This window comes from Kaistella yananensis, from assembly GCF_026107505.2.
In the GTDB taxonomy this organism is placed as follows: Bacteria; Bacteroidota; Bacteroidia; order Flavobacteriales; family Weeksellaceae; genus Kaistella; species Kaistella yananensis.
Window position 1 is genome coordinate 409,030 of sequence record NZ_JAPCHZ010000002.1, and the last position, 21,608, is coordinate 430,637.

At 39.0% G+C, this 21,608-nt stretch carries 25 protein-coding genes; 9 read left to right on the plus strand and 16 right to left on the minus strand.

The window, feature by feature from the left end:
- Positions 1–81: 81 nt before the first annotated feature.
- Positions 82–702: a DUF502 domain-containing protein gene (locus tag OK344_RS06140; RefSeq protein WP_265143951.1), complete on the minus strand. Its 621-nt coding sequence runs from the start codon at positions 700–702 to the stop codon at positions 82–84.
- 69 nt (positions 703–771) lie between these two features.
- Positions 772–1,353 carry a MiaE family protein gene (locus tag OK344_RS06145; protein ID WP_265143952.1) on the minus strand — a complete coding sequence of 194 codons (582 nt, stop codon included), beginning with the start codon at positions 1,351–1,353 and terminating at the stop codon, positions 772–774.
- Positions 1,354–1,509: 156 nt separating this feature from the next.
- On the opposite strand from OK344_RS06145, the gene OK344_RS06150 reads away from it, so the two are divergent.
- Positions 1,510–1,758 (plus strand): hypothetical protein, encoded by a 249-nt coding sequence (locus OK344_RS06150; RefSeq protein WP_088468485.1) that lies wholly within the window; start codon positions 1,510–1,512, stop codon positions 1,756–1,758.
- A gap of 38 nt (positions 1,759–1,796) precedes the next feature.
- Here OK344_RS06150 and OK344_RS06155 read toward each other — a convergent pair whose 3' ends face one another.
- Positions 1,797–2,888, minus strand: coding sequence for an acyltransferase family protein (locus tag OK344_RS06155; protein WP_265143953.1), 1,092 nt, complete (start codon positions 2,886–2,888; stop codon positions 1,797–1,799).
- 190 nt (positions 2,889–3,078) lie between these two features.
- Between OK344_RS06155 and rplU the strand changes: the two genes are divergently transcribed.
- The 3 genes from rplU (at position 3,079) to OK344_RS06170 (ending at position 4,807) form a co-directional block, all read left to right on the plus strand.
- The gene (gene rplU, locus OK344_RS06160; protein ID WP_265143954.1) at positions 3,079–3,507 is read left to right on the plus strand and encodes a 50S ribosomal protein L21; all 429 of its coding nucleotides are present in this window, start codon (positions 3,079–3,081) and stop codon (positions 3,505–3,507) included.
- 26 nt (positions 3,508–3,533) lie between these two features.
- Positions 3,534–3,791, plus strand: coding sequence for a 50S ribosomal protein L27 (rpmA, locus tag OK344_RS06165; RefSeq protein WP_027376950.1), 258 nt, complete (start codon positions 3,534–3,536; stop codon positions 3,789–3,791).
- Positions 3,792–3,961: 170 nt separating this feature from the next.
- The gene (locus OK344_RS06170) at positions 3,962–4,807 is read left to right on the plus strand and encodes a UDP-2,3-diacylglucosamine diphosphatase (RefSeq protein ID WP_265143955.1); all 846 of its coding nucleotides are present in this window, start codon (positions 3,962–3,964) and stop codon (positions 4,805–4,807) included.
- Between the two features lies 1 nt (position 4,808).
- On the opposite strand, the gene thiL is transcribed toward OK344_RS06170, so the two are convergent.
- Together thiL and OK344_RS06180 are read right to left on the minus strand one after the other, a co-directional pair.
- Positions 4,809–5,861 carry a thiamine-phosphate kinase gene (thiL, locus tag OK344_RS06175; RefSeq protein ID WP_265143956.1) on the minus strand — a complete coding sequence of 351 codons (1,053 nt, stop codon included), beginning with the start codon at positions 5,859–5,861 and terminating at the stop codon, positions 4,809–4,811.
- Between the two features lie 29 nt (positions 5,862–5,890).
- Positions 5,891–6,421, minus strand: coding sequence for an acyl-CoA thioesterase (locus tag OK344_RS06180; RefSeq protein ID WP_088468490.1), 531 nt, complete (start codon positions 6,419–6,421; stop codon positions 5,891–5,893).
- A gap of 269 nt (positions 6,422–6,690) precedes the next feature.
- Here OK344_RS06180 and OK344_RS06185 point away from each other — a divergent pair, with 269 nt between their 5' ends.
- On the plus strand, positions 6,691–7,917 hold the full coding sequence (locus OK344_RS06185; protein WP_265143957.1) for a BaiN/RdsA family NAD(P)/FAD-dependent oxidoreductase: 1,227 nt from the start codon (positions 6,691–6,693) through the stop codon (positions 7,915–7,917).
- Positions 7,918–7,966: 49 nt separating this feature from the next.
- A complete protein-coding gene (locus OK344_RS06190) occupies positions 7,967–8,290 on the plus strand; it encodes a bacteriophage spanin2 family protein (protein ID WP_265143958.1) in 324 nt (107 codons plus the stop codon).
- A 73-nt stretch (positions 8,291–8,363) separates the two neighbouring features.
- Here OK344_RS06190 and OK344_RS06195 read toward each other — a convergent pair whose 3' ends face one another.
- From OK344_RS06195 to rsfS, 7 genes are all read right to left on the minus strand, one after another.
- Complete coding sequence (locus tag OK344_RS06195; protein WP_265143959.1) at positions 8,364–10,493, minus strand: cation:proton antiporter; 2,130 nt, start codon at positions 10,491–10,493, stop codon at positions 8,364–8,366.
- The gene (locus OK344_RS06200) at positions 10,490–11,059 is read right to left on the minus strand and encodes a hypothetical protein (RefSeq protein WP_265143960.1); all 570 of its coding nucleotides are present in this window, start codon (positions 11,057–11,059) and stop codon (positions 10,490–10,492) included. The genes OK344_RS06195 and OK344_RS06200 overlap by 4 nt, the downstream gene beginning before the upstream one ends.
- A 90-nt stretch (positions 11,060–11,149) precedes the next feature.
- Positions 11,150–11,803 carry a phosphatidylserine decarboxylase family protein gene (locus OK344_RS06205; protein WP_088468494.1) on the minus strand — a complete coding sequence of 218 codons (654 nt, stop codon included), beginning with the start codon at positions 11,801–11,803 and terminating at the stop codon, positions 11,150–11,152.
- A gap of 4 nt (positions 11,804–11,807) precedes the next feature.
- Positions 11,808–12,683, minus strand: coding sequence for a phosphatidate cytidylyltransferase (locus tag OK344_RS06210; protein ID WP_265143961.1), 876 nt, complete (start codon positions 12,681–12,683; stop codon positions 11,808–11,810).
- 58 nt (positions 12,684–12,741) lie between these two features.
- Positions 12,742–13,323, minus strand: a complete 582-nt coding sequence (locus tag OK344_RS06215) for an LUD domain-containing protein (protein ID WP_088468496.1) — start codon at positions 13,321–13,323, stop codon at positions 12,742–12,744.
- Positions 13,324–13,436: 113 nt separating this feature from the next.
- Positions 13,437–15,428 carry an ATP-dependent zinc metalloprotease FtsH gene (gene ftsH / locus OK344_RS06220; RefSeq protein WP_265144114.1) on the minus strand — a complete coding sequence of 664 codons (1,992 nt, stop codon included), beginning with the start codon at positions 15,426–15,428 and terminating at the stop codon, positions 13,437–13,439.
- A 44-nt stretch (positions 15,429–15,472) separates the two neighbouring features.
- A complete protein-coding gene (gene rsfS, locus OK344_RS06225; RefSeq protein WP_265143962.1) occupies positions 15,473–15,841 on the minus strand; it encodes a ribosome silencing factor in 369 nt (122 codons plus the stop codon).
- Positions 15,842–15,927: 86 nt separating this feature from the next.
- On the opposite strand from rsfS, the gene OK344_RS06230 reads away from it, so the two are divergent.
- Positions 15,928–16,644, plus strand: coding sequence for a biotin--[acetyl-CoA-carboxylase] ligase (locus tag OK344_RS06230; protein WP_265143963.1), 717 nt, complete (start codon positions 15,928–15,930; stop codon positions 16,642–16,644).
- On the opposite strand, the gene OK344_RS06235 is transcribed toward OK344_RS06230, so the two are convergent.
- Genes OK344_RS06235 through OK344_RS06250 form a run of 4 tightly spaced genes read right to left on the minus strand, consistent with a single transcriptional unit; the run spans position 16,638 to position 19,967 of the window.
- Positions 16,638–17,732: an LptF/LptG family permease gene (locus tag OK344_RS06235; RefSeq protein WP_265143964.1), complete on the minus strand. Its 1,095-nt coding sequence runs from the start codon at positions 17,730–17,732 to the stop codon at positions 16,638–16,640. The two genes, OK344_RS06230 and OK344_RS06235, sit on opposite strands and share 7 nt — an antisense overlap.
- A gap of 15 nt (positions 17,733–17,747) precedes the next feature.
- Positions 17,748–18,881 (minus strand): tRNA guanosine(34) transglycosylase Tgt, encoded by a 1,134-nt coding sequence (gene tgt / locus OK344_RS06240; RefSeq protein WP_265143965.1) that lies wholly within the window; start codon positions 18,879–18,881, stop codon positions 17,748–17,750.
- Positions 18,882–18,885: 4 nt separating this feature from the next.
- Positions 18,886–19,254 (minus strand): DUF4296 domain-containing protein, encoded by a 369-nt coding sequence (locus OK344_RS06245; protein ID WP_265143966.1) that lies wholly within the window; start codon positions 19,252–19,254, stop codon positions 18,886–18,888.
- Positions 19,251–19,967, minus strand: a complete 717-nt coding sequence (locus OK344_RS06250; RefSeq protein WP_265143967.1) for a polyprenol monophosphomannose synthase — start codon at positions 19,965–19,967, stop codon at positions 19,251–19,253. The genes OK344_RS06245 and OK344_RS06250 overlap by 4 nt, the downstream gene beginning before the upstream one ends.
- 140 nt (positions 19,968–20,107) lie before the next feature.
- On the opposite strand from OK344_RS06250, the gene OK344_RS06255 reads away from it, so the two are divergent.
- Positions 20,108–20,749 carry a DUF4271 domain-containing protein gene (locus OK344_RS06255; protein WP_265143968.1) on the plus strand — a complete coding sequence of 214 codons (642 nt, stop codon included), beginning with the start codon at positions 20,108–20,110 and terminating at the stop codon, positions 20,747–20,749.
- 10 nt (positions 20,750–20,759) lie between these two features.
- Positions 20,760–21,500: a uroporphyrinogen-III synthase gene (locus tag OK344_RS06260; RefSeq protein WP_265144115.1), complete on the plus strand. Its 741-nt coding sequence runs from the start codon at positions 20,760–20,762 to the stop codon at positions 21,498–21,500.
- Positions 21,501–21,608: the final 108 nt, after the last annotated feature.

Sequence of the window (21,608 nt, forward strand, 5' to 3'; positions counted from 1 at the left end):
ATTAATAATTGGAAATTGAGATTTTTGAACAAAAATTGGGGTAACTGCCACTTCTTTGTTCATTATTAATTGTTAATTATTTCATTCCGGAGCCTTAAAAACATTGTCATCCGAATGGAAACCTGCAACACCACCACTTACCGCAAATTTCATGGCTTGGGCAGCACTTACATTGTTTAATATCTGAATATTAGTTGCTTCTACAAAAACTACCCAACCCGAAACTGCGTAAGAATGGGGAAGATAAACCGAAACATAACCCGGGAATCCCACAGCGGACAGGTCGCGCTGTGTAAGGAATCCGATTCGCCAAATCGCAGGGTTTTCAGTGGTTTTGATGAGAACGGGTTGGTTGAATTTCTTTTTATCGCCCACGAAGGAAGTCATCACATCTTTCAAGGAGCTGTAAATGAATTTAATTCCCGGAGTATGCTCCAGTAAATAATCGAAACTGTCGACCACAACGCGCCCGATGATAAATTTGTTGCCGAGATATCCGATAAGGGTAGTGGTACCAAGAACCGTGATAAATGTAATACCTGGATAGAGTTTTTCGGAAATCGCAGGAATCATATTATCGATGCTGGAAACGATGTACCAGATAATCCATATCGTTGCTGCAAACGGCCCGATAATTAATAAACCTTGGAAAAAAGATTTTACCAAGGTATTTAGAAGTTGTTCGAAGCGCGTGCGGTCCATTGATGTTTTCAGACTTGTTGTTACTAGCAGTAAAAATACTAAAAATCCGAAAACCGTGGTTAAAAAATACTAGCCGTGAATTGTTTCTTTTTTGCCGTAAGATTTAATGATTTCTGCTTCGTAATCCAGCCATTCGTCCCAGCGTGTATTTACTTTTTCGGGATCACCCAATTGGCGGGCAAATTTAATAAAGGTGGTGTAATGATTGGCTTCAGAAATCATCAGTTCTTTGTAAAAAACCTTCAGTTCTTCGTCTTTAATGTTTTCAGTAAGTACTTTGAAGCGTTCGCAGCTTCGTGCTTCGATCATTGCTGCGAAAAGCATTCGGTCGATAATTCTTTCATCGCGTGTGCCTCCGTGTCGGATAAATTTAATGAGTTCGCCCACGTAATCGTCTTTTCTTTCCCTGCCGAATTCGTAACCGCGTTTTTTGATAATTTCATGAACCATCTGAAAATGCTCCAACTCTTCCTGAGCAATGAGAATCAGTTCGGTGATGATATCGGGATATTCCGGAAGCATCGTGATAAGGGTAATGGCATTGGTCGTCGCTTTCTGCTCGCACCAAGCATGGTCGGTAAGGATTTCTTCCAGATTACTTTCGGCGATATTTGCCCATCTTGGATCGGTAAGGAGTTTCAGTTTAAACATGCTAAAAAGTTTGGGTAAAATTACTCAATAATTTCTTCAGTGGAAATCTATGGAATCTTCAATGTAACCACAGGATTTTTAAACTAAAAGAAACAAAAAAGCAAATTATGGCATAAATCTTGAACGTTGCATTTGCAACATTAAAAATTTTAAATTATGAACACACAGGTATTAACCAGTAAGTTAGAAAAATTGGGAATCATGATTCTTACATTTTTCTTCAGTGTAATGGCATTTGCTCAGGATGCAACCAAATCTCCGGATCTGAATGTTGATGTAACTACTACTAAAACCACCAGTACTACAGAAGAGTGGTTCACGAACCCACTTTACTGGGTAATTGGTGCGCTCGTTCTCATCATCATTATTGCTTTAGCAGCAAGAGGTGGAGGTAAAAGGGACTAATCACTTGTTCACTTCGTATTATAAAAACCGTTTCAATATTAATTTGAAGCGGTTTTTTTACGCAATAATTCGAGGAAGTTCCATCCGAAAGCATCAATTTTCTTCAGACCGACAGCGATTACAAACGCTAAAACAATATTGATGAGGTAAATTAAAATCATCAGTACCCACCACGGCATCGAATCCTGCAGCGGAACCACTAGAAAGTACACCAACGAAGAACTCATGCCCTGTGCAAAGTAAAAGAAAATGGCATTTTTTCCGATAAAAGTAATGATGCTTTCCTTTGTGATTTTCAGCCGGTTGTAGAGCACGAAAAGGGTAACAAGTGAAAACCCTGACCAGAAAATGTAAAGCAGTTTCGGCGGAAACTTCGCTTTATTCATTTTCATGAAAATTTCTTTACCTGAATTCCAGAACAGAATAATTAAAATAAGAATCAAGATTCCGTATAAAAAAGGAATCCACTGGGTGGGAATTTTTTTCCCTTTCAGTTGGTGGGCTGCAAGAAAAATACCTAAATATAGAGCGACGTAACCCACTTGACCTGTAGGATAATAATGAGGTAAAAGATTGAAGATGAGTGTCAGTCCAAAACATAAACCGATAAACCAGTTGATATGTTTCGGGAAAAACCTGAGGATCAGCACGCCGAAAACAGTTAAAATAAAATACACTTTGAGGTACCAGAAACTTCCCATCACTACAGGAAATGTATCTGCATTGGTGTATTGGTGAAGATACCAGTTGCCGAGATTCTGCCATTGCGGAACATCAGAAATATTCTGCGGAACGTATTTCGATCCGAAAGTCGAGTAGAAATCTTTCATCCATTCCAATCCGAAAACATACAGTCCGAAAACTTTGAAAAAGTAATCGAGAAAGAACAGAAAAGTCACAAAAATCATGAAGGTGATCTGCAGTTTGAGGAGCCGGTAAAGTGTTTTTTCGACATTTCCGCCGGAAGTTAAACCACTTAAAGCATAAAACAGCGGCACATCGATGAGCAGTGATAACACCCGAATTTCTGTAGGAACATAAAACTGGCCGGACCAAAATACGGTATGAATAAAAATAATGGAAAGCGTGGCAAAACCTTTGGCAAAATCAATGTAGAGATCTCTTTTCATGGTAAACGGGAAAAATCAAATTTAAATTAAATTAAGCGAAATCACTTGATCAGGTCTAAAATTTTTATGCGCCGGAGTTATAAATGTAATTTTCAGGTTTTTAAGCAAAAAAAAAAATCACATCATTGTGGATAAGTGAGAAATATTTCTTACTTTTGCACCTCGAATTAACTAACAAAATTTATAAACAATGTTTGCAATTGTAGAAATAGCAGGGCTTCAATACAAAGTTGAGCAAGACCAGAAGTTGTTTGTAAACCGTTTAAAAGGAGACAAAGGAGCGAAAGTTTCTTTCGATAAAGTTCTTCTTACTGTAAACGGTACTACAACAATCGGCGCCCCGGCTGTAAGCGGTATCACTGTAGATGCTGAAATCTTAGACCATGTAAAAGCTGATAAAGTAATCATCTTCAAGAAGAAAAGAAGAAAAGGTTACGAAAAGAAAAACGGTCACAGACAGTCTTTAACCCAAATCGTAATTACTGGAATTACAGGTTTCGATAACGGTAAAAAAGAAAAAAAAGCTGAGCCAAAAGCTAAAAAAGAAGCTGTAGCGAAAGAAGAAAAGCCAGCAGCTAAAAAAACAACCAAAAAAGCAGACAGCGAAACTGCTGAATAATTTTAACCCAAAAACCTTAAAATAAAATGGCACACAAAAAAGGAGTTGGTAGTTCCAAAAACGGTAGAGAATCGCATTCCAAAAGATTGGGCGTGAAGATTTTCGGAGGTCAGGAAGCTATTGCCGGAAACATCATCGTGAGACAGAGAGGTACACAACACCACCCAGGTGAAAACGTGGGAATGGGTAAAGACCACACACTGCACGCATTAGTTGACGGAAAAGTAGTTTTCAGAAAGAAACAGAACAACAGATCTTTCGTATCTATTGAACCAAACGCATAATTATTGCGTCCCGATCATCATCGGGCTATAAATTAAATCCTCAGCCGCAAGACTGGGGATTTTTTTATTGAAATAAACCCGTTGAACCGTTCATTTAACTTTGAGCAGAGAAATTTAATTTTGAATTAATTAAGATCTCCTATTCAAATATTAAATTTGAAAAAACTGAAATGGAAAAAAGAGAGGTAGAAATCGTTGTTCTTTCGGACATTCACTTGGCAACTTACGGCTGTCACGCTACAGAATTGGTTGCGTATCTGAAAAGTATCAAACCCAGACTTCTTATTCTGAACGGTGATATTATTGATGGATGGGCATTCTCGAAAAAATATTTTCCGAATTCGCACATGGCCGTGCTGAGTGAGTTTTTCCGGATGATGAAAAGCGAAACCCAGATCATCTATATTACCGGAAATCATGATGAATTCCTGAGGAAATATTCGGATTTAACGATGGGAAATCTGTTTCTGACGGATAAATATCTTCTGGAAATCAACGGAAAAAAACACTGGTTCTTCCACGGCGATATTTTCGATCACACCACAAAAGGCGGTGCAAAAATTATTGCGAAAATTGGCGGAATCGGTTACGACTGGCTGATTCTTGTGAACCGCGCGATTAACTTTCTCCTCGAAAGTATGGGAAAGAAAAAAGTCTCGCTTTCGAAAAGAATTAAAAATTCCGTAAAAAACGCAGTAAAATTTATTGGTGATTTTGAAGAAAAAGCCATCGAAATTGCCATCGAAAACAAATACGATTATGTTATCTGCGGGCATATTCACCAGCCTGCAGACCGATTAATCACCAAAGAAAACGGAAAAGTACGTTACCTGAATTCCGGCGACTGGATCGAAAATCTATCGTATCTGGAGTACAACAATGGCGAATGGAGCCTCATTTTCTTTGATGAGACCAAATTCGACAAACCTGAAATTGTGGCCAGCGATACTTCCGTCAACCTGCAAGAACTAATTCATCCTAATGTTTTTGCAGCATTTGTTGGGCAGAAAATATGATTTATTTGTTTAAAAAGGCGTCCCACCCCTGCGCATTCAGTGCAATCAATTCATTACTGCCTCTTGCTACCAAATAATTTCCTTGATCTAATTCCACAGCATGACCAATAATACTGAAATCCGGATGATTCCTGATTTTTTCGAAGTCTTCAGGTGCTACGGTAAACAGCAATTCGTAATCTTCACCTCCGTTCATGGCGCACATGGCAGGATTTAGATTCAGTTCTTCAGCGGTAGAAATCGTGAGAGAATCCATTGGGATTTTTTCTTCGTACAGGCGGAAGCCCACTTTACTTTGATCCGACAAATGAAGGATTTCCGAAGATAAGCCATCAGAAACATCAATCATAGATGTTGGTTTCACGCCAAGTTCTTCCAACGTCTTTTTGATGTCGGTCCGCGCTTCCGGTTTCAGCTGTTTTTCCAGAATATAATCGTAACCTTCCATTTCAGGCTGCATATTCGGATTAGCAAGAAATACGGCGTGCTCGCGTTCCAGAATCTGCAAACCGAGATACGCACCGCCCAGATCTCCTGTTACGACAAGCAGATCGTTCGGTTTTGCACCATTTCTTTTTACGATATTCTCTGAATTTTCTAAGCCGATCACCGTAATACTCATCACCAAACCGGAATTGGAACTTGTAGTATCGCCGCCAACCAAATCAACTTTATAACGTTTACAGGCCAACGCGATTCCGGCGTAAATTTCTTCGAGCGCTTCTACCGGAAACCGGTTCGAAATTGCGAGAGAAACAAGAATCTGTGTGGGAACAGCATTCATGGCTGCAAGATCGCTCAGATTAACCACCACCGCTTTATAGCCCAAATGTTTCAGGGGTACATAGCCTAAATTAAAATGCACGCCTTCTGCCAATACATCGGTGGTAACCACTACTCGCTGGTTTCCGGGATTAATCACAGCAGCGTCATCACCAATCGAAACTTCGGTAGAATCATTATCAAAACTAAAGTTTTCGGTCAGGTGTTTAATGAGACCAAATTCGCCGTATGCAGAAATCGGGGTAAGTTGCGGACTTTTATCTTCGAGCATAATTTTAATTTTTTCAGCTAAAATAGCGGTTAGTCTTCCTCTTTGCCTTTTTTCCAGGTGAAGGTTCCTCTTTTATGGAACGCTTCCACATTTTCAGGCTTGAAAGGCAAAGCTCTAAGGTCTTCTCTTGTTAAAATTTTAGTGTTTTCGGTACTGAATTCATTCATTACTTCCACAATTTCTTCCGGCGGAGTAGTGGTTTTTCTCAGCATCATGTCGATCCAGATTCCTGTTGCTTCCGATGTCGCACAATGCGTACCATCCGGAAGATAAAATTTGTGAACAAACTGGTAAATGCTTGCATCTTCAGACATTCCGGCAATTTCCAGACTTACATATACGGTTTGGTCGGCATAAATTTCCTTAAAAAAGGAATACCTTTCATGAAGAATTACAGGACCAATTCCCCATCGGCTAAGTTCTTTAAGTCCCATTTGATGGGTGTTCATAAAGGCCATTCGGGTTTGCGCACAATACTGAACGTATGAAGAATTGGCAAGATGTTTATTGGCATCAATGTCGCTCCAGCGGACTTCAAATTTATGATGATATACTGACATATTTTTAGGTTTAATATTTTGGGCAATCCCCTCGCCAGGCTTTACCCACAGCTCGGGTCGGGCTTTTCATTACAATCTTTTTCCGGCTTGGCCGCCAAAAAAAGGATTTCCATTGCAATCCCTATTGCGGAAGTGTTGTCTCCAAAATAGACTGTTGCATGAAGGCACAAAATTACGCATTAATCATGGGCTGGAAAAATTGTATTTTTGCATCTCCAGAAATTTTCATTCCACCGCGGACTGAATTCAGGCAAGTTTTAGATTAAAAGATGCAGAAAAAGAAAATTATCATTATCGGAGGCGGTGCAGCAGGTTTTTTCTGCGCCGCAAATCTGGACGCTAACAAATTAAGTGTTACCATTTTGGAGCAAAATTCGGATGTGCTGCAGAAAGTCAAAATTTCCGGAGGCGGAAGATGCAATGTTTCGCATGCATGTTTTGATCCTAAAGAACTCGTTGGATTTTATCCGCGTGGCAATAAAGAACTGCTCAGCGTATTTCATAAATTTCAGCCGGGAGATACCATGGATTGGTTCGAGAAAAGAAATGTTGCACTGAAAATTGAAAGTGATAACAGAATTTTCCCGGAAACCAATTCGTCTCAAACCATTATGGATACGTTGGTAAATGAAGTTCTGAGGAGGAAATTTAAGATCGAAACAAAAATAGTGGTTTTAGATATTCAGCGACAGAATGAACAGTATTTGGTGATCACAAACTCCGGCGAATATCTTGCTGACTATATTATTTATACCACAGGGAGCTCTCCCAAATCACTGAAAATACTCCAGAATCTTGGTCATAAAATTGTAGAACCGGTGCCGTCGCTTTTTACCTTCAATATTAAGAATGATACTTTAAAGGATTTGATGGGAACCAGTTTCCCACACGCTGAAGTATCGATCCCCAAATTGAAAATGGAGGAATCCGGGCCGATGCTGATTACCCATTGGGGATTATCCGGACCCGCAATCCTGAAAATCTCAGCATGGAAAGCCCGGGAACTTGCAGCACAGCAGTACCGCTTCGAAATTCTTGTTAATTTCTTAGGAATTGATAAAGATGATGCGGAAGAAACTTTTAAAAACTTCAGGTCCGAAAATCCCAAAAAAACCATAGGAAATTCAAAAATTTACAATATAACCACCCGATTTTGGCACCGGATTCTTTGGATTTCCAAAGTTAATTTAGAGAAAAATATTTCGAATCTTACTGCCAGAGAAATTCAGAATATCATCCAAAATCTGTGTGAAAACGAAATGTCAGTTTCTGGAAAGTCGACGTATAAGGACGAATTTGTAACTGCTGGCGGCGTAGAACTTAAAGAGGTTGATTTTAAGAATATGTCTTCTAAAATCCTCAGTAATTTTTATCTTGCCGGCGAAGTGCTTAATATTGATGCTGTTACAGGCGGCTTTAATTTTCAGGCCTGCTGGAGCGAAGCCTGGTTGATGGCCCAGGATTTGAATTCTAAGGGAATAATCCGCCCGAAATGATTCTGTAATCATTTATTTTATTAATTTTGGGCAGCTTAACTTTTAAAAAATGAAGAAATACTTTTCAATATTCACTTTACTTGTCATCCTTAGCGTAACTTCTTGCCAAACAAGAGTTGTAAGTCAGCAGAAACCAATGCAAAAGAACTCACTCGAACTGTATCAGAAGTATACTTTCCAGACGAACGACGGTAAACTAACCAAAATGGAAGTTCTGAAGCAGGATGATACACAGATCTACGGAAAAACAAAAAGCGGCGAAGATATTGTGATCGCAAAAGCTGATGTACGCGAAGCCAGAAAACTTGATGTCTTTTCATCAATTGTAGTGGGATTGGCTGCAGTTGCGGCCGTAATATTTGTTCCGATTTAATCAAAAAAATTACGAATAAAAATAAGAAAGACTCAGTATTGTACTGAGTCTTTGTTGTTATTAATGAGCTCAGTTATTTAAAAATTTTCCCCACAATATTGCCAATTTCAACAAAATCATCAGCATTGCCAATATCGCGGGCCTGTTTTTCGTATTCGGATTTTGTTTTTCTGGACGGGAAAATCAGCAAATAATTTCTAAATCTAAAATGATCATTGAGATATTTAGGGACATCCTGCATTTGCGGCAGGAACGAAACCATTTCTCGGTTCGCCATAAATAAAATCAGCGCGTCATTTTTCTTCATTTTTTCGAAGATTCTTTTCATCTCATTCCAGTCGTTGAAAATGTAAAAAGAAGCATCAATATTTACCTTTTTCCTAATTTTTTCGATGACTTTGATGGTTTTTTCGTTCCCGTAAAATTCTATTTTCGTACCGGAGTTCCTCGCGATATTCCAAACTTTCAGCAAAGAATGGAAAAATCCGGATTCCAGATGTACTTTTTCAGGAAGTATAACAAAATACCGCTGAATGGTAGAAACGGGCTGCGAAGCGTGATAAACAAGCATGTTTGCAGAGATATTATCCAGATATCCGCCGTACAGATTGTGTACGAAACTTTGGGAAAAACCTTTGTCCGGATCTACACCAATCATCAAATCCGTAATTTCGTATTCTTTAATTTCGTTATTTACGCCTTTAATTACATCGGCATCATATCTTGTAAGCGGTGTAATTTTTACATCCGCTGCGGCGCCTATGTTTTGTGCCTGATGCAAAAGTTTTTCAGCATTCTTTTTCGAGGATTCGTTTTTTTCTTCACTTATAATATTTAAAACATAAATATTTTCTTTGTTGTTTTTTGACTTAAGAAGGAGTGAAAGATTGGTCATCGGTTCTACAGTAACCGGATGGTTTACAGCGAGTAAAATGTTTTCAGCATCCGGATTCGAATCTGTAATTGGGTTTTCATCCTCTGATTTTACAAGTTTTTGAGCATTTTTCTGGGTGACAAAAGAAGATACAGTACAGGAAACTAAAATGAGAAGAATACTCCCGTTCAGCACACTTTCATCCAGAAGACGTATCGGCTGGCCTTCTTCGGTTTCCCCAATGATAATGTTGTATCCAACCATTACTATAGCCAGAGTTGCGGCGGCATGCGCAGCACTTAAGCCAAAAATTACGCCGCCCTGTTCTTTTGTGAGTCGGAAGGTTTTTTGAGTGGCAACGGCTGCAAGGTATTTCGAAAGTACTCCGATTACGGTCATTAAAAGAGCAATTTCAATGGTTTTGCTGTCTTTAAAAAAGATTTTGAAATCGATCAGCATACCTACACTGATGAGGAAAAAAGGAATAAAAATAGCATTTCCTACAAATTCTACCCGATTCATTAATGCTGAAGTATGAGGAATGAGTCTGTTTAGCGCCAAACCTGCGAAAAATGCCCCGATAATAGCTTCTACACCAGCAAGTTCTGCCAGAAGTGCAGCCAGATAAATCATCACCAGAACAAAGATATACTGGGAAATACTATCATTTACTTTTTTGAAAAACCATCTCCCTACTATCGGAAAACCGAATAAGACCACAGCACTGAAAAGCACCATGGAAACCGAAAGTTTGGTCCAGAATGCTGCATTTACTTCACCCTGAGTGATTCCTACGCAAATGGCCAGAACCAAAAGGGCCAGAATATCGGTAATCATGGTTCCGCCGACCGTAATATTTACCGGTAGTGATTTCGCAATGCCAAGTTTGCTGACAATGGGATAAGAAATAAGCGTATGCGAAGAAAATATACTGGCAAAAACAATAGATGTAAGCCAGGAAAAATTAAAGAGAAAATGAGCGGAAAGAATCCCAAGTACAAATGGAATGGCAAAGGTATAAAGACCGAAACTTATACTTTTCCACTTGTTTTTCTTGAATTCTGCAAGGTCAATTTCGAGACCTGCCAAAAACATAATATAAAGCAGCCCTGTTGTTCCTGTGACTACAATACTGCTGTCCCGGGAGAGAATATTAAAACCGTTTGGCCCTACTACAGCACCGGCAATGATGAGCCCAAGCAGGTGCGGAACTTTAATTTTGTTCAGTAGAATCGGTGCAAAAAGAATGATGATCAAAACGACCAAAAACTTCAGAACCGGATCTTCCAGTGGCAAAGAAAAATTGGCGACACTTAGAATGGTAATCATAATTTGGTTTTTGATTTTTCTAACTCTAGGGTAAATTTCGCGACACAGTTATTATTTGCGCTTACCTTGCGGATACCTTTTAGGCTGTTTGCCTGAAGGTTATTCCAGATCAGATTAATTTCTGTCTTTCGGGTAGAAGTTGAATCTTCTTTTGATTGAAGATTAAGTTCCGAATTGCTGTAATTTCCGCTGTAAACTTTCAGATTGCCGGATCGGTCGGTAACTTTTGCCAGAACGGTTTTTCCGTTTTCAGAAAACTCCCAAATATCGGTTCTTTGGTCACCAATTGCATGTTCCGGGCAGTTCGATTCGGTACAAACCATTTTGCCGTTCCATTTTCCAGGGATATTTGCGGGCAATGTATTCACCACTACAGAATCTGCCTGAGTGATGATGCTGTCGCGCATGGCGAGTAGATTTCGGTATTCATCTTCTTTGGCAGCAAATTCTTTTTCTTTCTGGATAAGGCTGTTTTCTCTTTCTTCCAGTTTTTTCTCTTTTTCAGTGTCGGTGCAAGAAGTGAAAGGCAGCAGTAAAATAAAACAGATAATCGACAGAATCCTCATGAGTAAATATTTTGGTGTTTTTAAAAATAACAAAAAAAGCCAAGACTGAAAAATCCTGACTCTATTATTTTTTTGTGAAGCGCTGCAAAATTAGGCTTTCATCTTTGCAATCACATCAATTCCGCCTTTGGTTTTATCGCCAATTTTACAGATGATTTCTGTATCGAGAGGTAAAAATACATCCATCCTGGAACCGAATTTAATAAATCCGAATTCGTGGCCGGCTTTTGCGTTATCACCTTCGTTACAGTAAAATACAATTCGTCGTGCAACATAACCTGCAATCTGACGGAAAACAACTTTGTGATTGGTAAGACTTTCCACCGCTACAGTGGTTCTTTCGTTTTCTGTGGAAGATTTTTCGTGCCAGGCAACCAAATATTTACCCGGATGGTACTTTTTGTAAATAACTTTTCCTGAAACGGGATAACGGCAAATGTGTACATTGAGCGGAGACATGAAAATAGAAACCTGAATAGCTTTCCCTTTAATAAATTCGTCTTCATCCACTTCTTTAATCATCACCACTTTACCGTCAACCGGTGCAATTACATTTTCCTTATGATCCTGAATATCGCGGTTTGGCACTCTGAAGAACCAGAATACAAGACCATAAATAATTAAAAGCGGAATAATAATCAACAGTGACCACTCCCGAAGAAAATAAACCGAGAGAAATGCTGCGGCTGCAAATACAATGCTTGCAACAATAATGGTTCCTTTTGATTCCTTATGTAGTTTCATGGATTTATATAAATTTTTCTAAAATAAAGTACAAATATACAACAGGCGCGCAGATAATAAAACTGTCTAAGCGATCCAGAATTCCGCCGTGCCCGGGAATTACATTTCCTGAATCTTTTACCCCGAAATTTCTTTTCAGCTGGCTTTCTACCAAATCACCAAACGGTGCAAATACAGAAACTAAAAATCCTACAACAATCCAGTTACCACGGAGATCGGGATGAAATCTTTCAATGAAAAAAGCGACAACCAAAGTCAGCAGAACACCGCCGGCAAATCCTTCCCAGGTTTTTTTGGGAGAAATTTTAGGGGCCATTTTATGTTTACCGAAAAATTTACCGGTGAAAAATGCAAAACTGTCACTGCTCCAGATCAGAGCGAAAAGAAAGAATACCTCTAAAGTGAAAGTTTCGTTTACCACAGAAAATTTTGGTAGCCCTAATGCGAAACCAAAGGGCAGTGCGGTATAAATAACGGTGAAAATAAGTTTTCCGTTGTCGTAGTATAATTCCTTTGAAAAACGGAATAAAGTAAAAACAGCGATTACGATAAGCGAAAGTGCCAGTATTTCGGATAAATTGAAATCGTAATAAAATCCGTGTTGAAAGTATCTTTTGGAAAAACGGTAAAAAACAAAGACGATGATGGGAAATACCACCCATTTTTCCCAGCTTTTAGGGTTGAATTTCATCATTCTTACACATTCCCAGGCTCCCAGAAAAAGAAATATCGTGATCAAACCGTAATAAAGCGTGTGTGGCTGAATGAGTCCCGGCGAAATTTTATTGATCAGGATGGCACCCCAGGGTGTTGTGCACAGAATGACCAGCAAGCCATATAAAGCACCTCCGAAAATGCGTTGAACTAGATTTTTATCCAAAATTGAATGATTATAAGTTAAGAGGTTGAAAACTTTGAATTAAAAAAACTCAAAGAAATTAATCTTCGAGCAAAAGTAAGAAAAGTTTTGTATTGTCTTTGTTCGGGGTATCTAATTTTGAATTTCCGCCGCTGATGGAAGTTAGGTTTCGGATATTTCCATTGCGTTTTATTTTAGCCATTGCATCGTTTAGATTGGTAACAATCTGCGAAACATTGGCCATAATAATAATTTTTTGCGGAAGTCTGGAAGAATGATAATGCAGAATATTATTGTGAGAAAGCATAATTCTGCCATCATAAGCAATTAAATATTCGCAGGTGATAAATGCGCAGTCATTAAAAAGTTCGAGCTCTGTGGTGTAGGGAACCTTTACCACATCAAGAAAATTCTTAAGATCATGATCCCAGCAGAACACAGATTTTATATCTTCAATCTTCAGTATATGATTAAGGGTTTGAAGCGCTTCTGCCTCGTCACCACAATAATTAAAAAAACCTCCGGAATGCGTAAAAAGTTGCGCAAACTTGTAATCGAGATCAGCATTTTTCAACTGATCACCAAGTTTTACCAAATCCTGATTCTCATCATCCTCAGGCTGATTCAGTATTTTTCCGACAATTTTTTTGAAGAGGCTCAAGTTCTATTGGTTATGTAAATATTTAAACAAAAATAGAAAATATTTATTCAGGCTATAAATTTAATAAAAAAATCCTGATAATTCACCTGCAAAGGCAATTATCAGGACTGTTTTTAAATCTGAGTGTTAGATTCCGGTCCTAATACAGTACCGGGAGTCTCAATTTCTGGCTGCGTATTGGAAACCGGATGTTCCGTTAATTCCGGGTCCCAGGCACGCTTGCCGAAAACTTCTTCTAAGTCTTCGCGGAAAATAACTTCTTTTTCGAGAAGTTTTGCCGCAAGTGCATCCAACTTATCCCTGTTTTCAGTCAGGATAGTTAAAGCTCTCTGATATTGGGTTTCAATGATTTTTGAAATTTCTTCATCAATCATTTTTGCGGTCTGTTCAGAATAAGGTTTTGCGAAATTGTATTCAGACTGGCCCGAACTGTCGTAGTAAGAAATATTACCAACTTTGTCATTCAGTCCATAAATGGTGACCATGGCCTGCGCCTGTTTGGTAACACGCTCCAGATCCGAAAGTGCTCCTGTGGAGATATTTCCGAAAACAGCCTGTTCTGCAGCTCTTCCTCCCAAAGTTGCACAAAGTTCATCATGCATCTGCTCTGTGGTGGTCAGCTGTCTTTCTTCCGGCAGGTACCATGCTGCACCCAGGGATCGCCCTCTTGGGACAATCGTCACTTTTAATAGTGGCGCCGCATGTTCTACAAGCCATGAAATGGTCGCGTGCCCGGCTTCGTGATAGGCTACTCTGCGTTTTTCTGAAGGTTTAATGGCTTTGTTCTTCTTTTCGAGACCCCCGATAATTCGGTCGATCGCATCAAGAAAATCCTGTTTTGTTACAGATTCGTGACCGTTTCTGGCGGCAATTAAAGCCGCTTCATTACAAAGGTTGGCAATGTCAGCACCACTGAATCCCGGAGTTTGTTTGGCCAGGAAATCGCGGTCGATATTTGGCTCGAGTTTAATTTTAGCCAGGTGAACATCGAAGATTTCTCTTCTTTCGTGAAGTTCCGGCAAGTCAACGTAAATAGAACGGTCGAACCGGCCGGCTCTCATCAAAGCTTTATCTAAGATGTCGGCTCTGTTGGTTGCTGCCATAATGATTACATTGGTATCAGTTCCGAAACCGTCCATTTCTGTAAGTAGCTGATTCAGTGTATTTTCGCGTTCGTCGTTACCACCTGTAAAATTACCTTTTCCTCGGGCTCTACCAATTGCGTCAATTTCATCGATGAAGATAATTGCAGGAGATTTTGCCTTTGCCTGCGCGAATAAATCACGGACTCTTGATGCACCAACGCCCACAAACATTTCAACAAAATCTGAACCTGAAAGTGAGAAGAACGGAACCTTAGCTTCACCTGCAACAGCTTTTGCCAATAATGTTTTACCCGTTCCCGGAGGACCTACCAAAAGAACTCCTTTCGGAATTTTACCTCCCAATTTGGTGTATTTATCTGAGTTCTTTAAGAAATCTACAACTTCCTGAACTTCTTCTTTAGCGCCCTCCAGACCGGCAACATCTTTAAATGAAACCTGAATTTTATCTTTTTCGTCGAAGAGTTTGGCTTTCGATTTACCGATGGAGAAGATTTGGCCTCCGCCGCCACCGCCGCCTCCGCCCATCATTTTGCGGAAGATTACGAAATAGAATAAGGCCATAATACCAATCCAGAAGAGTGCCGTGAAAAGCAGTTCCGTCATCGGGTTTTTGCCCATTCCATAGTCTTTTTTAGTGGTTAAAGCGGGATTTTCCTGTTTAATTTTATCAAATTTTTCAAGGAAAAGCTGCAGATCACCGTAGCTTAAACTGTAATCCGGTTTGGGTGCAAAATCGAAGGTTGAGAAAGGGCTTTTATCCTGTGACACCTGTTTGTTTGCCAATTCGGTTTTGGCAGCTTTTGTAAGGAACACATCTGCTTTCTCAATATCTTTGTAAATTAATATATTCTGTACTTTTCCCTGTTGCAATAACTGATAAAACCCCTCCTCATCCAAAGTGTTAGAGTTGGAATTGCTGTTCATATTCGTAAAGAAAATCAGCAGTATTGCAGCGATTACGATCGGAAAAAACCAGTTAAATCCTTTATTGTTATTCATATCTTTATTCATAAAAATTTTGACGAAAAATATATTCCGTCAAATTATAATTGATTTTCTATTTTGGTAATTTTAGCATCACCCCAAAGCTCTTCAATATCATAGTATGCTCTGGTTTCTCTCTGGAAAACGTGCACTACGACCGATACATAATCGAGTAAAACCCACAGGGAGTTTTCGGTTCCTTCCACATGCCAGGGCCTGTCATGCAAGTCGTTTCTTACTTTTTTCTGAATGTTTCCTGAGATGGCAGATACCTGCGTATTTGAATTTCCGGTGCAGATAATAAATGTTTGAGCCACTGAGTTTTCGATCGTTGAGAGGTCGAAAATCATAATATCTTCACCTTTTGTATCTTGTATTGCTTCTACGATTTTGTCTGTAAGCAACTGTTTTTCTGTAATTTTATTCATTAAAATTTTGTATAATCTGCAAATTTATTGTTTTTTTATTTAATTTGGGTCAAATTTGCCCGTTCTAACTCTTAAAGTTTTCATAAATGCCGGCCCTAATTTTCTTAAAAGAATGTGAATCGACCAACGAAGAAATCCTCAGATTTCTGAATCATACGAAAGCAGATATTCAGGCCGTTTACACTTTTAATCAAACCAAGGGAAAAGGTCAATACGGAAATTCCTGGGAATGCGCTGAAAATCTGAATCTGGCATTTACGCTCGCGCTTCCTGCACAGCATTTGGAAACACAGGATCATTTATTCAATTTCCGTACCGCCTTGCTGTTGACCGATTTTCTTGCCATTATGACAAAAAATCGTGTGGAAATAAAGTGGCCAAATGACATCATTCTAAAAAATAAGAAGATTGCGGGAATTTTAACAGAGAAAAAAACACTCGGCGGTATAAATTATTTTATCATCGGTATCGGACTGAATATTTTGCAGAAGAATTTTGATCATTTGCCAAAAGCAGGATCTATACTAACGCAAACCGGTATAAAGCTGAATGCTACAAAAGTCGCAGATTCACTTTTTGTGTATCTTAAGGAACATTTGCAGAATGAAATTTTCGTGGAAGATCTTTTTGAAAACATTAATCAAAGATTATTCAGGAAAGAAATGGTTTCTGTTTTTGAAATCAAAGGCATAAGACAAAATGGCATCATCAGAAATGTTGACAAAGAGGGTTTTCTTTGGGTGGAACTTGAAAATCAGGGACTTCAAAAATTCTACAATAAAGAAATCGAACTTCTTTACTGATTGGCTCTTTTGAAATAAAGATAAAGTGCGACAGGCGCGAAAATAATGTTGGGAAGCCAAATCGCAAGAAGCGGTGGGAGGGTTTTGTTTTCTGAAACTACCTTTAAGACTTCGAAAGAAAATACAAATACAAACGCCAGGGCAATCCCAATTGCGAGATTTACGCCTAGACCGCCACGTTTTTTCTGCGACGATAATGAAAGCCCTAAAAACGTGAGAATGATGACTGAAACGGGCATTGAAGTTCTTTGATAAAGCTCATTCAGATAGCTGTTCAGGTTGGCGTTGCCTTTTTCTTTTTCGCGGTCGATGAATTTTATGAGTTCAGGTGTTGTTTTATTTTGCCCTAAAAGCACGTCCGGGAAAAGCTCTTCCGGCGGATGCCCGAAACTTTTGGTCATGCTGTCTCCGTTGCCTAATTTCTCGGATTCATCTTTAGTGATCGTTTTTTCGAGATAAGAGTTGAGGACAAAGTGTTTTTTGTCTTTTTGCCAGTAAAATTCGTTTGCGATTAACTGGTAAATAAGTTTTCTGTTTTTATCTAATTTTTGATAGATAAATCCAGAACCTCGTTTTTCTTTTTTGTTATAGCTTTTAATGAAAATATATTCGGTCTTTGAAAGTTGGGTGGCAATCTCGGCATTTCCGGTAAATTCTTCCCGGCTTTTTGCATTGTAAGTATAAGGCTCGAGTTCGTTTTTCTTGATATTTGCGAGTGGCAAAACAAAATGATTAATCAGCAGCGCGAGCACCGCAATAAACCCTGAAGTCATTAAATAAGGTCTGGCAAATCGGTGAAAACTCGCGCCAGAACTTATGATTGCTACAATTTCTGTATTGTTGGCAATTCTTGAAGTAAAAAAAATCACTGAAATAAATACCAAAATCGACATGAATGTGATGATCAGATTGATAATCCAGTAAGGATAAAAATCAATTAAAAATTCGCCAACCGTAAAACCGTTCGATTCAATTCTGGGTGCTTTTGCCTGCACATCTATGATCAGTACAATAATCGTCAAAAGTCCCAGCATGAAACCAAAAGTTCCCAGGTATTTTTTGATGATATACAGATCGATGATTTTCATAAAAGCCAAATTATATTAGAGTCTCTGTTTCAGTACAGGAACTACTGAATCTTTCCATTCGTAGAAATCGCCTGCGATAATGTGTTGCCGCGCGACTCTTACCAAATCGAGGTAAAAACCCAAATTGTGTACCGATGCAATCTGTTTTGCAAGATATTCCTTTGCGACAAATAGATGTCTCACATACGCTTTAGAATATTCTGAATCTACGTAAGTGGTCCCGAATTCATCCAGCGGCGAAAAATCGTCTTTCCACTTTTCGTTTTTCATGTTCATTACGCCTTGCCAGGTAAAAAGCATGGCGTTTCTTGCGTTTCTGGTAGGCATCACACAATCCATCATATCAACTCCCAGTCCAATTGACTCCAAAATGTTCCACGGTGTACCAACACCCATCAGATAACGGGGTTTGTTTTTAGGTAAAATATCGGTTACTTCATCGGTGATGCGGTACATTTCTTCTTCGGGTTCGCCAACTGAAAGTCCGCCGATCGCGTTTCCTTCAGCATTCTGTTCAGAAATAAATTCTGCCGAAGCTTTTCTTAAATCAGAATAGGTAGATCCCTGAACAATTGGGAAAAGTCTTTGTTTGTGACCGTAAATTTCCGGATTGTCTTCCGTCCATTTGATGCATCTTTTCAGCCAGCGGTGAGTCATTTCCATGGAATCTTTGGCAAGATTGTATTCGCACGGATAAGGGGTGCATTCATCAAACGCCATGAAAATATCCGCCCCGATCTGTCGCTGGATTTCCATTGATTTTTCCGGAGAAATAAAGTGTGCACTTCCGTCGATATGCGATTTGAATTTTACGCCTTCTTCGGTTAATTTTCTCGATTTCGACAAAGAAAAAACCTGATAACCTCCGGAATCGGTAAGAATCGGCAATTCCCAGTTCATGAATTTGTGCAATCCGCCGGCGGCCTGCATAATATCCATTTTTGGACGTAAATTAAGATGGTAAGTATTTCCCAAAATAATCTGGGCTTTAATGTCATCGCGCAGTTCGCGCTGGTGCACCGTTTTAACTGAAGCCACAGTGCCTACCGGCATGAAAATCGGCGTCTGTATTGTGCCGTGGTCTGTAGAAATGGTTCCGGCGCGTGCTTTGCCAGTAGTGGTGTTGTTGATTTCGAAGAATAAGGACATAATTTTATCTTGCAAACGCAGGTACGTTCTGGTTTTCTTTTACATTTTTATCGATATAATCTTTTGCTGCAGGATCTTTGGCAACGATTATTTTTTGTGCATCATTCAGGATTTCTTCTAAATCTCCCGATGCGATATAATATTTATAGCTTTCGGTAAAATCACTGGCTTTTACCTTTTTGTTTTTCAATACAAAACGGGTGGCGTTTTCCAAATCAGACTGCGGAAGCAAGTTGTTGAACTGGTCATTCACCGCAAACTCAGCAATAATTTCGGACATCTCGTCTTTTGGAATAAGATTTTTCGGAGGATCAATCAGCTGTGAGCAACTCATGACCAAAATCGAAAATAATATTAATAAGAAATTTTTCATAATTTTCCTATGATAGATTTCCATTTTAGGTTTAAAACTCCAAAAACCGCTTCATGAATAATTCCGCCGTTCATTTTGCTTTCGCCCAGCTCTCTGTTGGTGAATATGATGGGAACTTCCACAATTTTAAATCCTTTTTTGAATGCACGGAATTTCATTTCGATCTGAAATCCGTAACCTTTAAGTTTGATATCATCCAAACCGATTTCTTCAAGAACTTTTCTGGAGAAGCAGACAAAACCTGCGGTAGTGTCGTGAACCGGAATTCCTAAAATAAATCTTACGTATTTGGAGGCGAAATAAGAGAGTAAAACGCGGCCCATTGGCCAGTTGACTACATTTACCCCTTTTGAATACCGGGAGCCAATGCTCATGTCATTTTTTAGGCAGGCTTCGTAAAGACGGTTAAGATCTTTCGGGTTGTGCGAAAAATCAGCATCCATTTCGAAAATATAATCGAAATTATTCTGAAGCGCCCATTTAAAACCATGAATGTAGGCTTGTCCCAACCCGTCTTTCACCTTTCGGATGCTTAGATGAAGCTCGTGAGGATAAATTTTCTGCAGATTTTTTACAATTTCTGCCGTACCGTCGGGTGAAGAATCATCAACGATAAGAACATGAAAATCCTCTTCCAAAGCGAAGACCGCCGAAATAATATTTTCGATGTTTTCCTTTTCGTTGTAAGTGGGGATAATGACGAGTTTCTTCATCCTACAAATTAATTTGCAAAGATAAACTTTTCCGGCTTAAATTTTTTGCTATTCTTTACGAGATAATACTGGGTTTTCAATTGCCTGAAAATTGCGGTTAAACTTTGCTTTATTTGCTTATTTTTGCAAAAAAATACAAATTGGTAAGAATTGTACAGCATAATGATTGGGTAGTAATTGTCCTGGTAAGCTGCATTTTCCTCTATATTTTCATGCTTTTATCGTTGCGGCGGGATTCTTCGGTGACCGAGTTTCTGCTGCAGAAATTTGCCGACTCTACGAATAATTTTCTGAGCTGGATCATCATCAGTTTTGTTTTTACCCTGGTGCTGTCTGTTTTTGTGTCACAGAATATACCGGTAGTGCCACAAAAAGTTACAGATTTTCAGTTCTCCGGCTACGAACTGAATAAATTCGGGTTTACTTTTGCCAGTATATCCGTATTTTACTTCCTGAAAAACATTTTCACCTACCTGTATTTTGCAGGTACGGGAACGACGAAAAAATGGGAAGTTTTCTACTTCACTGCCTCAAAGTTTTATTTCAGTTTTTCGATACTCATAATGATCTTGATTGTGCTTCAGTTTTTTTATCTTTTTGATAAATTTCTGATGCTTGATGTATATCTGGCTGTATTTGCATTTGCCTTTTTGTTCAAACAGTTCTTCTATGTTTTCCACCCCAGCAGTATATTGCCCGAAAAGTGGTATTATAAATTTTTGTATATTTGCACCCTCCAAATAGTACCTGTTTTGGTACTCTGGAAACTCTTGTTTTTTTAATATTTTGATGATGAAAATAAAATCGATCCTCGTATCACAACCCGCGCCCAATGAATCTTCACCTTATCTGGAGATGGCCAAAAAAGAAAAAATCAAAATAGATTTCCGGCCTTTTATTCATGTTGAAGGTGTTGATGCTAAGGAGCTTAGAGCCCAGAAAATCGATCTCGCGCAATACACAGGAATTATTTTTACAAGTAAAAATGCAGTGGATCATTACTTCCGTCTTGCAGAAGAAATGCGGTTTACGGTACCCGATTCGATGCGGTACATTTGCCAGTCTGAAGCCATTGCAAATTACCTTCAGAAACACATCGTTTACAGAAAAAGAAAAATTTCTTTCGGTGAAAAAACATTTGCTGATTTATTGCCCCTTTTCAAGAAATTTCCTTCAGAAAAATACTTACTTCCGGCAGCAGATGTGCTAAGCCCGGATGTTGTTAAAGTTCTGGATTCTGCACCGATCGAATGGACCCGTGCGACCATGTACCGCACCGTTTGCAGTGACCTGACTGATATTAATGTGAAAGAATATGACATGTTGGTCTTCTTTAGCCCTCAAGGAATCAGATCTTTAGGGAAGAATTTTGAAAACTTCAAACAAGACACTACCAAAATTGCAGTATTTGGTACTACAACAGAGCAGGCAGCGAAAGAAGCTGGGTTAAGAGTTGATGTGATGGCGCCGAGTAAAGAAACACCATCCATGACGATGGCGATAGAGAAATACATCCGGCAGATGAACAAATAGAAGCTGGATTCTATATCTTATTTTAAAACCGTCTTTCTTCGTTAAAGATGGTTTTGTTTTTAATTAATCTTAACTTTGCGGGCTTTTTGCAGGCAAATTATTCACAAT

Bases quoted from the DNA above. Each gene is read 5' to 3' on its own strand.
- OK344_RS06140 (WP_265143951.1), bottom strand. From the start codon at position 702: ATGGACCGCACGCGCTTCGAACAACTTCTAAATACCTTGGTAAAATCT.
- OK344_RS06145 (WP_265143952.1), bottom strand. From the start codon at position 1,353: ATGTTTAAACTGAAACTCCTTACCGATCCAAGATGGGCAAATATCGCC.
- OK344_RS06150 (WP_088468485.1), top strand. From the start codon at position 1,510: ATGAACACACAGGTATTAACCAGTAAGTTAGAAAAATTGGGAATCATG.
- OK344_RS06155 (WP_265143953.1), bottom strand. From the start codon at position 2,888: ATGAAAAGAGATCTCTACATTGATTTTGCCAAAGGTTTTGCCACGCTT.
- rplU (WP_265143954.1), top strand. From the start codon at position 3,079: ATGTTTGCAATTGTAGAAATAGCAGGGCTTCAATACAAAGTTGAGCAA.
- rpmA (WP_027376950.1), top strand. From the start codon at position 3,534: ATGGCACACAAAAAAGGAGTTGGTAGTTCCAAAAACGGTAGAGAATCG.
- OK344_RS06170 (WP_265143955.1), top strand. From the start codon at position 3,962: ATGGAAAAAAGAGAGGTAGAAATCGTTGTTCTTTCGGACATTCACTTG.
- thiL (WP_265143956.1), bottom strand. From the start codon at position 5,861: ATGCTCGAAGATAAAAGTCCGCAACTTACCCCGATTTCTGCATACGGC.
- OK344_RS06180 (WP_088468490.1), bottom strand. From the start codon at position 6,421: ATGTCAGTATATCATCATAAATTTGAAGTCCGCTGGAGCGACATTGAT.
- OK344_RS06185 (WP_265143957.1), top strand. From the start codon at position 6,691: ATGCAGAAAAAGAAAATTATCATTATCGGAGGCGGTGCAGCAGGTTTT.
- OK344_RS06190 (WP_265143958.1), top strand. From the start codon at position 7,967: ATGAAGAAATACTTTTCAATATTCACTTTACTTGTCATCCTTAGCGTA.
- OK344_RS06195 (WP_265143959.1), bottom strand. From the start codon at position 10,493: ATGATTACCATTCTAAGTGTCGCCAATTTTTCTTTGCCACTGGAAGAT.
- OK344_RS06200 (WP_265143960.1), bottom strand. From the start codon at position 11,059: ATGAGGATTCTGTCGATTATCTGTTTTATTTTACTGCTGCCTTTCACT.
- OK344_RS06205 (WP_088468494.1), bottom strand. From the start codon at position 11,803: ATGAAACTACATAAGGAATCAAAAGGAACCATTATTGTTGCAAGCATT.
- ftsH (WP_265144114.1), bottom strand. From the start codon at position 15,428: ATGAATAACAATAAAGGATTTAACTGGTTTTTTCCGATCGTAATCGCT.
- rsfS (WP_265143962.1), bottom strand. From the start codon at position 15,841: ATGAATAAAATTACAGAAAAACAGTTGCTTACAGACAAAATCGTAGAA.
- OK344_RS06230 (WP_265143963.1), top strand. From the start codon at position 15,928: ATGCCGGCCCTAATTTTCTTAAAAGAATGTGAATCGACCAACGAAGAA.
- OK344_RS06235 (WP_265143964.1), bottom strand. From the start codon at position 17,732: ATGAAAATCATCGATCTGTATATCATCAAAAAATACCTGGGAACTTTT.
- tgt (WP_265143965.1), bottom strand. From the start codon at position 18,881: ATGTCCTTATTCTTCGAAATCAACAACACCACTACTGGCAAAGCACGC.
- OK344_RS06245 (WP_265143966.1), bottom strand. From the start codon at position 19,254: ATGAAAAATTTCTTATTAATATTATTTTCGATTTTGGTCATGAGTTGC.
- OK344_RS06250 (WP_265143967.1), bottom strand. From the start codon at position 19,967: ATGAAGAAACTCGTCATTATCCCCACTTACAACGAAAAGGAAAACATC.
- OK344_RS06260 (WP_265144115.1), top strand. From the start codon at position 20,760: ATGAAAATAAAATCGATCCTCGTATCACAACCCGCGCCCAATGAATCT.